Annotated in this window: 11 protein-coding genes and 1 pseudogene; 2 read left to right on the forward strand and 10 right to left on the reverse strand. The window is 61.0% G+C overall.

Annotated elements, in window-relative coordinates; all coding sequences use genetic code 11:
* Positions 1 to 110: 110 nt before the first annotated feature.
* The 3 genes from LU682_RS28105 to LU682_RS28115 are packed head-to-tail and all read right to left on the reverse strand — an operon-like array spanning position 111 to position 5313.
* Positions 111 to 3164 carry an efflux RND transporter permease subunit gene (locus LU682_RS28105; protein ID WP_010955701.1) on the reverse strand — a complete coding sequence of 1018 codons (3054 nt, stop codon included), beginning with the start codon at positions 3162 to 3164 and terminating at the stop codon, positions 111 to 113.
* On the reverse strand, positions 3161 to 4228 hold the full coding sequence (locus LU682_RS28110) for an efflux RND transporter periplasmic adaptor subunit (protein WP_010955702.1): 1068 nt from the start codon (positions 4226 to 4228) through the stop codon (positions 3161 to 3163). The genes LU682_RS28105 and LU682_RS28110 overlap by 4 nt, the downstream gene beginning before the upstream one ends.
* Positions 4225 to 5313 carry an efflux RND transporter periplasmic adaptor subunit gene (locus tag LU682_RS28115; protein WP_010955703.1) on the reverse strand — a complete coding sequence of 363 codons (1089 nt, stop codon included), beginning with the start codon at positions 5311 to 5313 and terminating at the stop codon, positions 4225 to 4227. The genes LU682_RS28110 and LU682_RS28115 overlap by 4 nt, the downstream gene beginning before the upstream one ends.
* 253 nt (positions 5314 to 5566) lie before the next feature.
* Between LU682_RS28115 and LU682_RS28120 the strand changes: the two are divergent.
* Positions 5567 to 6021: pseudogene (locus LU682_RS28120) on the forward strand (REP-associated tyrosine transposase).
* Positions 6022 to 6127: 106 nt separating this feature from the next.
* Here LU682_RS28120 and LU682_RS28125 read toward each other — a convergent pair.
* The 7 genes from LU682_RS28125 to LU682_RS28155 all read right to left on the reverse strand — a co-directional run bounded on the left by LU682_RS28125 (position 6128) and on the right by LU682_RS28155 (position 14434).
* Complete coding sequence (locus LU682_RS28125) at positions 6128 to 7021, reverse strand: ABC transporter permease subunit (RefSeq protein ID WP_010955705.1); 894 nt, start codon at positions 7019 to 7021, stop codon at positions 6128 to 6130.
* Complete coding sequence (locus LU682_RS28130) at positions 7018 to 7938, reverse strand: ABC transporter permease subunit (protein WP_003253736.1); 921 nt, start codon at positions 7936 to 7938, stop codon at positions 7018 to 7020. Before LU682_RS28130 ends, LU682_RS28125 begins: the two co-directional genes overlap by 4 nt.
* Entirely contained in the window at positions 7935 to 9077 is a 1143-nt protein-coding gene (gene potA / locus LU682_RS28135; protein WP_010955706.1) for a polyamine ABC transporter ATP-binding protein, read from the reverse strand. Before potA ends, LU682_RS28130 begins: the two co-directional genes overlap by 4 nt.
* A 71-nt stretch (positions 9078 to 9148) precedes the next feature.
* Positions 9149 to 10243, reverse strand: coding sequence for a polyamine ABC transporter substrate-binding protein (locus tag LU682_RS28140; RefSeq protein WP_010955707.1), 1095 nt, complete (start codon positions 10241 to 10243; stop codon positions 9149 to 9151).
* Positions 10244 to 10399: 156 nt separating this feature from the next.
* A complete protein-coding gene (locus LU682_RS28145) occupies positions 10400 to 11497 on the reverse strand; it encodes a polyamine ABC transporter substrate-binding protein (protein WP_010955708.1) in 1098 nt (365 codons plus the stop codon).
* Positions 11498 to 11665: 168 nt separating this feature from the next.
* Positions 11666 to 13027, reverse strand: a complete 1362-nt coding sequence (locus LU682_RS28150; protein WP_010955709.1) for an aspartate aminotransferase family protein — start codon at positions 13025 to 13027, stop codon at positions 11666 to 11668.
* Positions 13028 to 13075: 48 nt separating this feature from the next.
* Positions 13076 to 14434 (reverse strand): glutamine synthetase family protein, encoded by a 1359-nt coding sequence (locus LU682_RS28155; RefSeq protein WP_010955710.1) that lies wholly within the window; start codon positions 14432 to 14434, stop codon positions 13076 to 13078.
* Positions 14435 to 14475: 41 nt separating this feature from the next.
* Here LU682_RS28155 and LU682_RS28160 point away from each other — a divergent pair, with 41 nt between their 5' ends.
* Positions 14476 to 14736 (forward strand): hypothetical protein, encoded by a 261-nt coding sequence (locus LU682_RS28160; protein ID WP_020193883.1) that lies wholly within the window; start codon positions 14476 to 14478, stop codon positions 14734 to 14736.
* Positions 14737 to 14986 lie beyond the last annotated feature (250 nt).

Genomic DNA, 14986 nt, shown 5'->3' on the forward strand with positions numbered 1-14986 from the left:
CATTTAAGAGAACACGCCTCTGGTAGGAGCGGGTTTACCCGCGAATACGGTGGTCGATGCACCATCGCATTCGCGGGTAAACCCGCTCCTACCAGGGGCCATATGGGCCTTCAGGCGTGTTTCTGCGGCTCGCGGATCTTGTACCAGGCCACGTACAGCGCCGGCAGGAACAGCAGCGTCAGCAAGGTCGCCACGATGATCCCGCCAATCATGGCGTAGGCCATGGGGCCCCAGAACACCTCGCGTGCAATCGGGATCATGCCCAGGCTCGCCGCCGCCGCGGTCAGCAGGATCGGCCGGCGTCGGTGGTTGGTGGCCTCCACCACCGCATCCCACGGCGACAAGCCCTGGGCTTCGAACTCGTCTATCTGGGTCACCAGAATCACCGAGTTACGAATGATGATGCCCGCCAGCGCGAGGATGCCGAGGATCGCCACAAAGCCCATCGGCGTACCCGTAGGCACCAGCGCCAGCACCACCCCGATCAGCCCCAACGGCGCCACGCTGACCACCAGAAACAGCTTCTGCACGCTGTGCAACTGGATCATCAGGAAGGTCGCCATCAGGAACAGCATCAGCGGGATAACCTTGCGGATCGGCCCTTGCGCCTTGGCACTCTCCTCCACCGTACCGCCGGTAGCCACTTCGAAGCCTACCGGCAACTTGCTGGCGAATTCGTCGATTTTCGGCTTCAGCTGGGCCACCAGGTCAGTGGGCTGGATCTCGCCATTGACCGAGGCCTTGATGGTGATGGTCGGCTTGCGGTCGCGGCGCCACACCAGCGGCTGTTCCAGTTCGTAGCGCACGGTGGCGAACGACAGCAGCGGGATCGACGTGCCGTTAGGGGTAAGAATTTGCAGGTTCTGCAGCGTATCAGGTGAGCCACGCTCGCTGTCTTCGGCGCGGGCGACCACATCGACCAGGTAGATATTGTCGTTGACCTGGGTGATCTGCACGCCACTTACGATGCTGTTCATCACATTGGCAACATCTTCGGACGACAGCCCCAGCTGGCGTGCCTTGTCCTGGGCAATTTCCACGCGCAGCACCTTACCCGGCTCGTTCCAGTCGTAGATCATCTCGCCGATGTGCTCGTTCTGGTCGAGCAAGGTGGCCAGCTCGATGGCGTGTTTGCGCACCTGGTCGATGTCGGCACCGCTGACCCGGTACTGAATCGGCCGGCCCACCGGCGGGCCCATCTCCAGCGATTGCACGTTGGTGCCGACGCCGACGAATTCTTCATGCAGGATCTTCTGCAGGCGGTCCATCATGGCCTGACGCTCTTCGAAGCCCTTGCTGACAATCACCAGCTGCGCGTAGTAAGGGTTCTGCAACTGCTGATCGAGGGGCAGGTAGAAGCGGATCGCGCCCTGGCCGATGTAGGTACTCCAGTGCACCAGGTCCGGGTCGTCCTTGATCCGCGCCTCGAAACGGTCGACCACCTTGCGCGTCTCCTCGATCGAAGCGTTCTGCGGCAGGTTGAGGTCGACGAGAATTTCCGGGCGGTCCGAGGACGGGAAGAACTGGTTCTGCACAAAACGCATGCAGAAGATCGCCAGGGCGAACAGCACCACGGTGCCGATGATGGTCAACCAGCGGTTGCGCATGCACCACAGCAACCCGCCTTCAAATGCCCGCCCGACCCGGCCAGGCTCAGCCTCGTGAGCCTTGAGCTTGTCGCCTTTGAGAATATGCACGCCAAGCACCGGCGCGAAGAACACAGCCACCACCCACGACACGATCAGGGCCACGGCAATCACCGCGAACAGGGTGAAGGTGTATTCACCCGCAGAACTGGCGTTGAGGCCGATAGGCACGAACCCGGCCACGGTCACCAAGGTGCCGGTAAGCATGGGGAAGGCTGTGGAGGTGTAGGCGAACGTCGCCGCCTGCTCCTTGCTTTCACCCATTTCCAGCCGCGTGACCATCACCTCCACGGTAATCATCGCATCGTCCACCAGCAGGCCTAGCGCAATGATCAGCGCACCCAGCGAGATCCGCTGCATGGTGATGCCGCTGTACTCCATGAACACGAACACCATGGCCAGCACCAGTGGGATCGAGCAGGCCACCACCAGCCCGGCGCGCACGCCAAGACTGACAAAGCTCACGGCCAGCACGATCACCACCGCCTCGAACAGTGCGCTGGTGAAACCGCCTACCGCCTGCTTGACCACCACGGCCTGGTCAGAAACGGTGTGTACACCGACACCCACCGGCAGGTCCTGGACCACCTGGTCCATGCGCTTTTTCAACGCCGCACCGAACACCTGGATGTTGCCGCCGGCCTTCATGCCGATGGCGAGGCCAATGGCTGTCTGGCCGTTGTAACGGAACATTGGCGAAGGCGGGTCGACGTAGCCGCGCTCGATGTCGGCGATATCGGCCAGGCGGAAGAAGCGGTCGTTGATCCTCAAGTTGACGGTTTGCAGGTCTTTTTCCGAGGCAAACTGCCCGGACGTACGCACCGAGATGCGCTCCGGGCCGGCCTCGATCATGCCGGCCGGCGTTACCGCGTTCTGCGCTTGAAGTGCCTGCATCACCTGGCGCTGGTCAATGCCCAGGGCTGCCAGCTTGCGGGTGGAGAAGTTCAGGTACAGCACTTCGTCCTGGGTGCCGACCAGCTCGATCTTGCCGATGTTGGGTACATCGCGGACCTCGGCCCGTGCCTGTTCCACGTAGTCCCGCAGTTGGCGCAGGGTCAGGCCGTCAGCGGTAAAGGCATAGATCGAGCCGAATACATCACCGAATTCGTCGTTGAAGCCCGGCCCCTGGATACCGGCGGGAAATTCGCCACGAATATCCTGGATTTTCTTGCGCACCTGGTACCAGATATCCGGAATGTCCTTGGCCTTGGTGGTATCGCGAAGGTACACGTAGACCGTGGATTCGCCAGGGCGGGTGTAGCTTTTGGTGTAGTCGAGCGAGTCGAGTTCTTCGAGCTTCTTCTCGATGCGGTCGGTAACCTGGTACAGGGTTTCGTCCTGGGTCGCACCGGGCCACCGGGTCTGGATGACCATGGTCTTGATGGTGAACGACGGGTCTTCCTCGCGGCCCAGGTTGAAGTAGGAAAAAATCCCCATCAACAGGCTAACGAACATCAGGTACCAGACGAACGATTGATGCTTGAGTGCCCAGTCGGACAGGTTGAAGCTTCCTTTCATTGCGCATCCTCGTCGAAGGTGACCTTCTGGCCAGGCTTGAGGCTGTTGACGCCGGCGGTGACCACGCGCTCACCGGGCTGCACACCGGCGCTCAGCACGATGCTGTCAGCGGTGCGGTCGATCAGCGCCACGTCACGGGTGGCCACGGTCTTGTTCTGCGTATCGATCACCCACACCTGGGTCTTGCCATCACGCTCGAGCAAGGCACTCAAGGGCAGTTCGCTGCGCGGGGACACTTCCGAGCTAAGGGTCACACTGATGGCGGTGCCGAGGTGAAAGGCCGCCGGTGTGCTGGCCAGGGTCAGGCGAGCGCGGCGGGTACGGGTGGTAGCATCAGCCTGGGGCTCCAGTTCACGCAGGCTGGCCGTGGTGTTGATGGTCGGGTCCAGTTGCGAGGCAACGGTGAAGGTCAGGCCTTTGCTCAACTGCTCGGCCAGGCCGATCGGCAGGTCGATTACCGCCTCCTTCACGTCCGGCCGGGCCAGGGTCACCACGGCTTGCCCGGCGGTAACGGTTTGCCCGGCTTCGGCCTGCCACGCGGTAATCACGGCAGCGTGGTCTGCACGCAGGGTGCTGTAGTCAAGCTGGTCACGGGCCTGGCTGACGGCGGAGCGCGCCTGCTCCAACGCCGCACTGGTGGTTTTCAGGTTGGTCTGGGCGATATCCAGCTGTGCCTGGGCGCCTACCCCACGGTCATACAACTGCTGCTGGCGACGGGCATCGGCCTGGGCGTTGATCCACTGTGCCTGCACCTTGGCCAGATCGCCTTCGGCGGCGCGCAACTGGTTCTGCTGGTCGGTCGGGTCCAGGGTGGCCAAGGTGTCGCCCGGCTTCACCTGGGCGCCCACGTCCAGCCAGCGTCGGGCAATGCGCCCGGAAACCCGGAAGCCCAAGGTGCTTTCGAAGCGCGCCTGGATACTGCCGGCGAAGCGGCCCAGCTGCGACTGCACCTGAGGTTCGACCTTGACCGACAGCACTGGCCGGATCACCTCTGGTGCCTCTTCTTCACTAGTGCAACCGACCAGCAGCACAGCGGCCGAGAGCATCAGCAACAGACGCTTCATAGCTCACCCCCCGGGCCCTTGGCGTCGACCTTCAGTACCTGCATGCCGGGGTGCAGCAACTGGCCGCCGTTGACCACTACGGTCTCGCCGCCTTTCAGGCCGCTGGCGACCACGATCTTGCCGGTGAGGTAACGGCGGATTTCGACCTTGCGCAGTTCCACCTTGTCGCCCTCGCCCACCACCCACACGGCAGGCTCATGCAAGGCCTTGGTCAGTGCCGACCATGGCAGCTCGATGCTGGGCCGGCCCTGGGCGTTGGTGGTGGCAGTAACCGGTGCCCCCAACTGCATCCCGGGCGGCACGTCCTTGAGCCCTACCTTGACCTGTACGGTGCCGCTTTGCGCCGACACCGTGGGGGTGATTTCACGTACGAAGCCATGGGCCTGGACCTTGGGATCGTCCAGCAGGCTCACGACTACCCCGGCATCGCTGGGCGGCGCCACCAGCAGCGACTCGTAGACGTTGAACACCGCATCGCGGTCGCCATCGACGGCCAGGCTGAAGATCGGCATGGTCGCCTGCACCACCTGGCCAACCTCGGCCTGACGCTCGGTGATCACCCCGGCGGCCTCGGAGACCAGTGCGGTGTAGCTGAGTTGCTCGTTGGCATTGGCCAGTTGCGCCTGGGCGGCCTTGAGTGCGCTCTGATTGCTGCGCAGCGCGGCCTCGGCAGCATCGTACTCGCTCTGGCTGGTGTAGCCCTTGGGCAGCAGTTTTTGCTGGCGCACGAAGGCCGCACTGGTCTGGGTGACCCGCGCCTGCGCGGCGAATACCTCGGCCTTGGCCGAGTCGACATTGTTCTGCAGGTCTTTCGGGTCAAGCCGGGCGAGCACCTGGTTGGCCTTGACGTGATCGCCCACGTCGACGCTACGCGAAATGATCTTGCCGCCGACGCGGAATGACAAATCGGTCTGCACCCGCGCCTGCACGTCGCCGGTCAAAGTGACCCTGGCAGCGAAATCGGTGGGTTGTACCTGCTGCACACCCACCCGAGGCAGTGTCTCGGGGACCTCTTCCTTGCTACAGCCGGTGAGCATGTACAACAGCCCCAGGCAGACAACCGACAGCGGACGCATCAACGCCATGCTGGCTCCTTGCTTGTGCACAAATGATTTGTGGGATGCGACTGTGAGCGTAGTTCAGGGTTCGATAAACATCACTGACGGGGGCCATGCTGGCATTTTTGGTGCCTGCGGGGGCCTCTTCGCGGGCGAGCCCGCGAAGAGGCCTCCACAGCCATGTATCAGTATCTGCCATATCCAGAAACCATCAGGCATCGGCCATCCCCGTTCCAACCGCTACCTTTCACAGGGAGGCTCACATTCAAGGAAGATCAAAATGCCGTTAGCCGAATGCCACCGATTGCGCCGTGGGCGCTTCTCCGAGCCCGGCAGGCTCTACAGCTGACCACCATCACGCATCAACGCAAACCACTGTTCCGCGACTTCCACCATGCCCGTCTGGTGGTCAAACACCTTCGGGCCTCAGATGACATTCAGGACTGCCAATCGTTGGCCTGGGTAGTGATGCCGGACCATCTGCATTGGCTGATTGAGCTGAAAGAAGTGACATTGGGAACGTTGATGCGCAAGTTCAAATCACGCACAGCGATTGCCTTGCGCAAGGCCGGTGTCGGGCACAAGCCGATATGGCAACCGGGTTACCAGGACCATGCGCTGCGGCAGGAAGAGTGTGTGGTTCATGTAGCCCGGTACATTGTTGCCAATCCCTTGAGGGCTGGATTGGTCAGAAGTATCAGGGACTATCCACATTGGGATGCGGTATGGCTTTGAATCGGTGCTGGAGCCTTCGCGGGCATGCCCGCTCCCACAGGGCTCACCACAACCCTGAAGGCTGTGAGGTCCCTGTGGGAGCGGGCGTGCCCGCGAAAGGGCCAGGTCAGGCCGACGCAGCCACCTGCGCCGGGCGCTTGACCTGCGGCTGCGAAGCGTTGGCTGCAGCACCCTCTTCGATCGCCTGCTGAATCGCCTTGCGACGACGCTCTTCGGCCTGGCGGCTGAAGTACCAGACGAAGAAGGTCACCAGCGATACCGACAGCAAGATCAGGCTGGCCACGGCGTTGATCTCAGGCTTCACACCCAGGCGCACCGCCGAGAACACTTCCATCGGCAAGGTGGTCGAGCCAGGCCCGGAGACGAAGCTGGCCAATACCAGGTCGTCCAGCGACAGGGCAAACGACATCATGCCGCCCGCCGCCAGCGATGGCGCGATCATCGGGATGGTGATCAGGAAGAACACCTTCCACGGCTTGGCACCCAGGTCCATCGCCGCTTCCTCGATCGACAGGTCCAGCTCACGCAGGCGAGCCGACACCACCACCGCCACATACGCCGCACAGAACGTTGTATGGGCGATCCAGATGGTGACGATACCCCGCTCCTGAGGCCAGCCGATCATCTGCGCCATGGCCACGAACAGCAGCAACAGCGACAGACCGGTGATCACTTCGGGCATTACCAGCGGCGCAGTGACCAGGCCACCGAACAGCGTGCGGCCCTTGAAGCGGGTGACGCGGGTCAGCACGAAGGCCGCCAGGGTACCCAGCGCCACTGCCGCCACCGCCGTGTAGCAAGCGATTTCCAGCGAGCGCATCACCGAACCCATCAGCTGGGAGTTGTCGAGCAGGCCGACGTACCATTTGATCGACCAGCCGCCCCACACCGTCACCAGTTTGGAGGCGTTGAACGAGTAGATCACCAGGATCAGCATCGGCAGGTAGATGAACAGCAAGCCGAGCACCAGCATCAGCTTGGAGAAACTGAAGCGTTTCATGCGCGGCCCTCCATCTCTTTGGCCTGGCTACGGTTGAACAGCAGGATCGGCACGATCAGGATTGCCAGCATCACCACCGCCAGGGCGGATGCCACCGGCCAGTCACGGTTGTTGAAGAACTCCTGCCACAGCACTTTACCGATCATCAGGGTTTCCGGGCCACCCAGCAGTTCCGGGATCACGAACTCGCCCACCACCGGGATGAACACCAGCATGCAGCCGGCGATGATGCCGTTCTTCGACAACGGTACCGTGATCTTCCAGAAGCTGTTGAAGGTGCTCGAACCCAGGTCGGAGGCAGCTTCGAGCAGGCTCGGATCATGCTTAACCAGGTTGGCGAACAGCGGCAGGATCATGAACGGCAGGTACGAATAGACCACGCCGATGTACACCGCCAGGTTGGTGTTGAGGATCTGCAACGGCTGGTCGATCAAGCCGGTCCACAGGAGGAAACCGTTGAGCAGGCCGTTGTTGCTGAGGATACCCATCCAGGCATAGACGCGGATCAGGATCGCGGTCCAGGTTGGCATCATGATCAGCAACAGCAGGACCGTCTGGGTCTCCTTCTTGGCGTTGGCAATGGCGTAGGCCATCGGGAAGCCGATCAGCAGGCACAGCAGGGTGCTGAAGAACGCCATCTTCAGCGAACCCAGATAGGCCGAGAGGTACAGCTCATCCTCGGTCAACAGCCCGTAGTTGGCCAGGTTGAGGACCAGCTGGATCTTGTCTTCGACGTAGGTGTAGATCTCGGTATACGGCGGAATTGCCACGTCAGCTTCGGCAAAACTGATCTTCAGGACGATGAAGAACGGCAGCATGAAGAACAGGAACAGCCAGATGAACGGCACGCCGATCACCAAGTGCCGCCCCTCCGGGACCAGACGCTGGAAGGCTCGCTTGAGCTTGCGCAGTTTCATGACCGCAGTACCACGCCGCTGTCGTCTTCCCACCATACGTACACTTCATCGCCCCAGGTAGGACGGGTACCTTGGCGCTCGGCGTTGGCAACGAACGACTGGACGACCTTGCCGCTCGGCAGCTCGACATAGAACACCGAGTGGCCGCCCAGGTAGGCGATGTCGTGGATCTTGCCGCGCGACCAGTTGTGCTCGCAGGTTGGCTGCTGGGTGGTGACCAGCATCTTTTCCGGGCGCAGGGCGTAGGTGATGTGCTTGTCTTCCACCGAGGTGGTGATGCCGTGGCCCACGTAGATCTTGCGCTCCAGCTCCGGGCTGGCAATGATCGCGTAGCCTTCGGCGTCGTCGACCACGTCACCTTCGAACAGGTTGACGTTACCGATGAACTCGCACACCAGGCGGCTGGTAGGCGTCTCGTAGATGTCCACTGGCGAGCCGATCTGGGCGATCCAGCCCAGGTGCATGATGGCGATGCGCTGGGCCATGGTCATGGCCTCTTCCTGGTCGTGGGTCACCATCACGCAGGTTACACCCACGCGCTCGATGATCTCGACCAGCTCCAGCTGCATCTGCGAACGCAGTTTCTTGTCCAGTGCACCCATTGGCTCGTCGAGCAGCAGCAGTTTAGGGCGCTTGGCCAGCGAGCGGGCCAACGCCACACGCTGACGCTGGCCGCCCGACAACTGGTGCGGCTTGCGCTTGGCGTACTGGGTCATGTGCACCAGCTTGAGCATCTCGGCCACGCGGGCATCGATCTCGGCCTTGGGCATCTTGTCCTGCTGCAGGCCGAAGGCGATGTTCTGCGCCACGGTCATGTGCGGGAACAGTGCGTAGGACTGGAACATCATGTTGATTGGCCGCTCGTAGGGCGGCATGTCGGTGATGTCGACGCCATCGAGGAAGATCCGCCCTTCGGACGGGCGCTCGAAGCCGGCCAGCATGCGCAGCAAGGTGGACTTGCCGGAACCGGAGCCGCCCAGCAGGGCGAAGATCTCACCCTTGCGGATTTCCAGGGACACATCGTCCACGGCTACCGTTTCGTCGAACTTTTTCGTGACCCGGTCGATCTTGACCAGCACCTGCTTGGGTTGCTGGCCACCCTCGAGGGCTTTTTTATAGGCACCGGAGGCAACTGCCATGAGTGAAACTCCCAACAAGATTTTTGTGCCCGCGTGGCCTGTTCTACGGCGCCGTCGCGGGTCTGGATTTTTTACTTGCCCGACTTGACCTTGGTCCAGCTGCGGGTCATCAGCCGTTGCACCTTGGGTGGCAACTCTGAGTTCACGAACATCTTGTCCAGCACTTCCTGCGGTGGGTAAACCGCGGCGTCAGTCCTTACGGCCTGGTCCATCAGGGCGCCAGCCTTGGGGTTCGGGTTGGCGTAACCGACGTAATCACTGACCTGGGCGATAACCTCAGGTTTCAGCAAATAGTTGATGAAGGCATGCGCCTCTTTGACGTTCTTGGCGTCCTTGGGGATCGCCAGCACGTCGAACCAGAGGTTGCCGCCTTCCTTGGGAATGGCGTAGGCCAGGTTCACACCCTTCTTCGCTTCTTCAGCGCGGGCCTTGGCCTGGAATACATCACCCGAGAAACCTGCCGCGACGCAGATGTCGCCATTGGCCAGGTCGGTGATGTACTTGGACGAGTGGAAGTAGGTCACGTACGGGCGCACGGCCAGCAGCTTCTGCTCGGCCTTGGCGTAATCCTTGGGGTCGGTGCTGTTCGGGTTGAGGCCCATGTAGTTGAGCACCGCTGGCAGCATTTCGTCCGCCGAGTCGAGGAAGGCCACACCGCACTTGGAGAGCTTCTTCATGTTTTCGGGTTCGAACAGCACGGCCCAGGAGTCGATGGTGTCCACGCCCAGCGCGGCCTTGACCTTGTCGACGTTGTAACCGATGCCGTTGGTACCCCACAGGTAAGGCACCGCGTACTGGTTGCCCGGGTCGTTCTTTTCCAGGCGCTTCATCAACGCCGGGTCGAGATTGGAATAGTTGGGCAGCAGGTTCTTGTCGAGCTTCTGGAAGGCGCCCGCCTTGATCTGCTTGCCGAGGAAATGGTTGGACGGCACCACCACGTCATAGCCGGTGTTACCGGCCAGCAGCTTGCCTTCCAGGGTTTCGTTGGAGTCGAACACATCTTGCACAGGCTTGATGCCCGTGGCTTTCTCGAAGTCCGCGAGTGTGGTGGGGCCGATGTAGTCGGACCAGTTATAGAAGTGCACCGTCGGCGCCGCTTGGACGCTGCATGCCAGCGTCAGGCCCGCGCCAGCCATCAAGGCCTTGCGGAATACAGAAATAGACAAGTGGGGGTCCTCACAATCAGTGCCTGGGTAGCGACAATGCTGCCGCACACGCAAAACCGGCGCGCAACTTAACTTCGCAGCTTCGATGCCGCAATCATCAATTACCTTTCAATGGCTCTGGGCCGAAAAACCCGGCCCAGAGCTGTCGCATCGGGCTTACTTGCCCGACTTGATCTTCGTCCAGCTGCGGGTGATCACTCGCTGCACAGAAGCGTCAGGCGCAGCGATCGCGTACAGCTGCTTCTTCACTTCGGCAGGCGGATAGATGCTTGGGTCGCTGGTGATGTCTTTGTCCACGAACGGGGTGGCAGCAGCGTTACCGTTCGGAAAGCGCACGGCGTTGGTGATTTCAGCCATGATTTCCGGCTGCATCAGGAAGTTCATGAACTCGTAGGCAGCGTCTTTATGTTCGGCATCTTTCGGGATGGCGACCATGTCGTAGAAAGTACCGGCACCTTCCTTCGGAATGACGTAGTCCACTTTGACCTTGTCGCCCGCTTCATGGGCACGGGCCTTGGACTGCTCCAGGTCACCCGAGTAACCGACGGCTACACAGATGTTGCCGTTGGCCATGTCGCCGATGTACTTGGACGAGTGGAAGTAGGTGATCGAAGGACGGATCTTGAGGAACAGGTCCTCGGCGGCCTTCAGGTCTTCTTTCTTGGTGCTGTCGGTCGGCTTGCCGAGGTAGTGCAGCGCAGCCGGGAGCATTTCGGTCGGGGCGTCGAGGAAGCTCACGCCGCAGCTCTTGAGCTTGGCGATGTTCTCAGGCTTGAACACCACGTCCCACGAATCGATCTTGTCCACGCCCAGCGCAGCCTTGACCTTCTCCGGGTTGTAGCCGATGCCGATCGAGCCCCACATATAAGGGAAGGCATGCTTGTTGTCCTTGTCGCTGGCATCGCCAACGGCCTTGAGCAGGTCAGGATCGAGGTTCTTCCAGTTCGGCAGCTTGGAACGGTCCAGCTCCTCGTACACGCCCGCCTTGATCTGCTTGGCCAGGAAATTGTTCGAAGGCACGACGATGTCATAGCCCGACTTGCCTGCCAGCAGCTTGGCTTCCAGGGTTTCGTTGCTGTCGAAGACGTCGTACTTGACCTTGATCCCTGTCTGCTTCTCGAACTTGGCGATGGTGTCCGGAGCGATGTAGTCCGACCAGTTATAGACGTTCAACACTTTGTCTTCAGCCTGAACAGCGGAGGCCATGGCACCCATCAGGGCGGCGGCCAGCAACGTCTTGCCCATTTTATTCATGCGTAATGCTCCAGAATTTTTATTTAGCAACTGTCCAGCAGCCAGAACCCACGGTGCAGAGCGCGCGGCGACTGAAACAGTCGCTAGTCTGGCAAGTTACAAGGCCCTGTATCAAGGAAAGCAGGGCCATGTAACGACTTAATGTCACAACGCTAGCCTAGCAAACGCTTATTGAATCGCCTCAAGGGTCAGGTCCAGGCACTTGCGCGCCTTTTCCACCAGTTCGTCGATCTCCGCATGGCTGATTACCAGCGGCGGCGCGATGATCATGGTGTCACCCACCGCACGCATGATCAGGCCGTTCTCGAAGCAGAAGGTGCGACAGATCATGCCAACGCCCTTGCCCTCGTAACGGCTGCGGGTTGCCTTGTCCTTGACCAGCTCGATCGCTCCCAGCATGCCCAGGCCGCGCACTTCACCCACCAGTGGATGGTCTTGCAGCTCGCGCAAACGCTTTTGCAAATACGGTGCCGCTTCCGTGCGCGCCTTCTCGACAATTTTCTCGTCACGCAGAATGCGCAGGTTTTCCAGGCCCACCGCGGCCGCCACCGGGTGGCCGGAGTAGGTGAAACCGTGGTTGAAGTCGCCGCCTTCGCTGATCACCTTGGCCACGGTGTCACGCACGATCACACCGCCCATGGGGATGTAACCGGAGGTCAGGCCTTTCGCGATGGTCATCAGGTCGGGCTTGAGGTCGTAGTAGTCCGAGCCGAACCACTCGCCGGTACGGCCGAAGCCGCAGATCACCTCGTCGGCGACGAACAGGATGTCGTACCTGGCGAGGATCTCCTTCACCTTCGGCCAGTAGGTTTCCGGCGGGATGATCACGCCACCAGCGCCCTGGATCGGCTCGGCGATGAAGGCCGCGACGTTGTCTTCGCCGACTTCGAGGATCTTCTTCTCCAACTGCTCGGCGGCCCAGACACCGAATTCGTCAGGGGTCATGTCGCCTCCCTCGCCGAACCAGTACGGCTGAGGGATGTGCACGATGCCCGGGATCGGCAGGCCACCCTGCTCGTGCATGCCGCTCATACCGCCCAGGCATGCACCGGCGAAGGTGGAGCCGTGGTAACCGTTGATGCGGCCGATGATGGTCTGCTTGTGCGGTTTGCCCTTCAGCGCCCAGTAGTGACGCACCATGCGCAGCACAGTGTCGTTGCCTTCGGAGCCGGAGCCGGTGAAGAACACATGGGTCATACCTTTCGGCGCCACGTCGGTGATCGCCTTGGCCAGCTCGAGCGCAGGCGGGTGAGCGGTCTGGAAGAACAGGTTGTAGTACGGCAGCTCGCGCATCTGTTTTTCCGCCGCCTGCACCAGCTCTTCACGTCCGTAGCCGACCGCCACGCACCATAGACCGGCCATGCCGTCGAGGATCTTGTGCCCCTCGCTATCCCACAAATGCACACCCTGGGCCTTGGTGATGATGCGCGGCCCCTTCTCCTTCAGCTGCTTGTAGTCACTGAAAGGTGCGAGGTGATGCTCCCCGCTCAGGGTTTGCCATTCACGGGTTTGCGGGTTGTTGACGCTCATGTGCTTCTCCGTTATTGGACCGCCGCGCTCCTGCGGCACCAGGGTTGATCAGACAGCGAACAGCAGGAACTCACGCTCCCACGAACTGATGACGCGCTTGAAGTTTTCATGCTCGGCGCGCTTGGTAGCGACATACCCGGTGATGAATTTCTTGCCCAGGTACTGCACCAGCGCACGGCTGTTTTCCATGCGTTCCAAGGCGTCCTCGATGGTCAGGGGCAGGCGCAGGTTGCGGCGTTCGTAGCCACGGCCCTGCACTGGCGCGCTGGCCTCGATACCTTCGACCATGCCGATGTAGCCACACAGTAGGCTGGCGGCGATGGCCAGGTACGGGTTGGCGTCGGCGCCCGGCAGGCGGTTCTCGACGCGCCGGCTTTGCGGGCCGGCATCCGGTACGCGCAGGCCGACGGTGCGGTTTTCTTCGCCCCACTCCACATTCACCGGCGCCGAAGTGTCGGGCAGGAAGCGGCGGAACGAGTTGACGTTGGGCGCGAACAGCGGCAGCGCCTCGGGGATGAACTTCTGCAGGCCGCCGATGTGGTTGAGGAACAGCGCGCTCATGCTGCCGTCTTCATTGCTGAAGATGTTCTTGCCGGTGGCCACGTCGACCACACTCTGGTGCAGGTGCATGGCACTGCCCGGCTCGCCGGTCATCGGTTTGGCCATGAAAGTGGCAGCCACGTTGTGCTTGAGCGCCGCCTCGCGCATGGTGCGCTTGAACACCAGGATCTGGTCGGCCAGGTGCAGAGCGTCGCCGTGACGGAAGTTGATTTCCATCTGCGCCGTGCCGTCTTCGTGGATCAGCGTGTCGAGGTCCAGCTGCTGCAGCTCGCACCAGTCGTAGACGTCTTCGAACAGCGGGTCGAATTCGTTGGCAGCTTCGATCGAGAACGACTGACGGCCGGTTTCCGGGCGACCGGAACGGCCTACCGGGGGCTGCAGCGGAAAGTCCGGGTCTTCGCTGCGCTTGGTCAGGTAGAACTCCATCTCGGGGGCGACGATCGGCTGCCAGCCCTTGTCGGCGTATAGCTTGAGCACTTTCTTCAGCACGTTGCGCGGCGACAGTTCGACCGGGTTGCCCTTCTTGTCGTAGGTGTCGTGGATGACCTGTGCGGTCGGCTCGATGGCCCACGGCACGAGGAACACAGCGTTCTCGTCAGGGCGGCAGATCATGTCGATGTCTGCCGGGTCGAGCAGTTCGTAATAGATGTCGTCGTCGACGTAGTCGCCGGTCACGGTCTGCAGCAGCACGCTCTCGGGCAGCCGCATGCCTTTTTCAGCGATGAATTTGTTGGTTGGCGAAATCTTGCCGCGCGTGATGCCGGTCAGGTCGCTGATCATGCATTCGACTTCGGTGATCTTGTGCTCTTTCAACCAATCGGTGAGCTGGTCGAGGTTGTTACTCATAAATACCTCAGGAGGTAAGGTGGTCCGCGACTTGATTCTGGATGGAGTCGATTGCTAAAGCAAAAACCCACGCGCAGAGCCACAGTGGATACACTGAAATCAGCTGTGTCCGTAATGAGTTCAAAAGGCAGGAAGGTGAAGCGAAAGGCGGCAAGCCGCTGCGAGGACCGGTCCGGGAACGCGAAACGTCAATTATTGCGGCCAGGGCGACCACGCCATTGACGAAGCTTGCAAAAACGACGGATGTACCCGATGGCACTGCGCAGGCAATGCTTTCAGGTCGCGGCAAGCGGACCATGTGACCCTCGTATTATTGTGTTTTGGGTTGAAACCGAGCTTAGCCTTGTTCATTTTTTTACACAACACCTCCGTAAAAAATAAAACACGGCGCACCGGAGATAGCCCTTTACCCGGGAAATAGCGGATAATGGATTGCCCCGATATGCAGCAAATCTGCCGTAGATGTGCCATTTCAGGGCATCATGGGGTCGGCTTGACATCAGTATCTCTTTTCGATTGACTGGTCTTGCAAGCCCCCCTTGATTGATATTT

Source organism: Pseudomonas alloputida, assembly GCF_021283545.2.
GTDB lineage: Bacteria > Pseudomonadota > Gammaproteobacteria > Pseudomonadales > Pseudomonadaceae > Aquipseudomonas > Aquipseudomonas alloputida.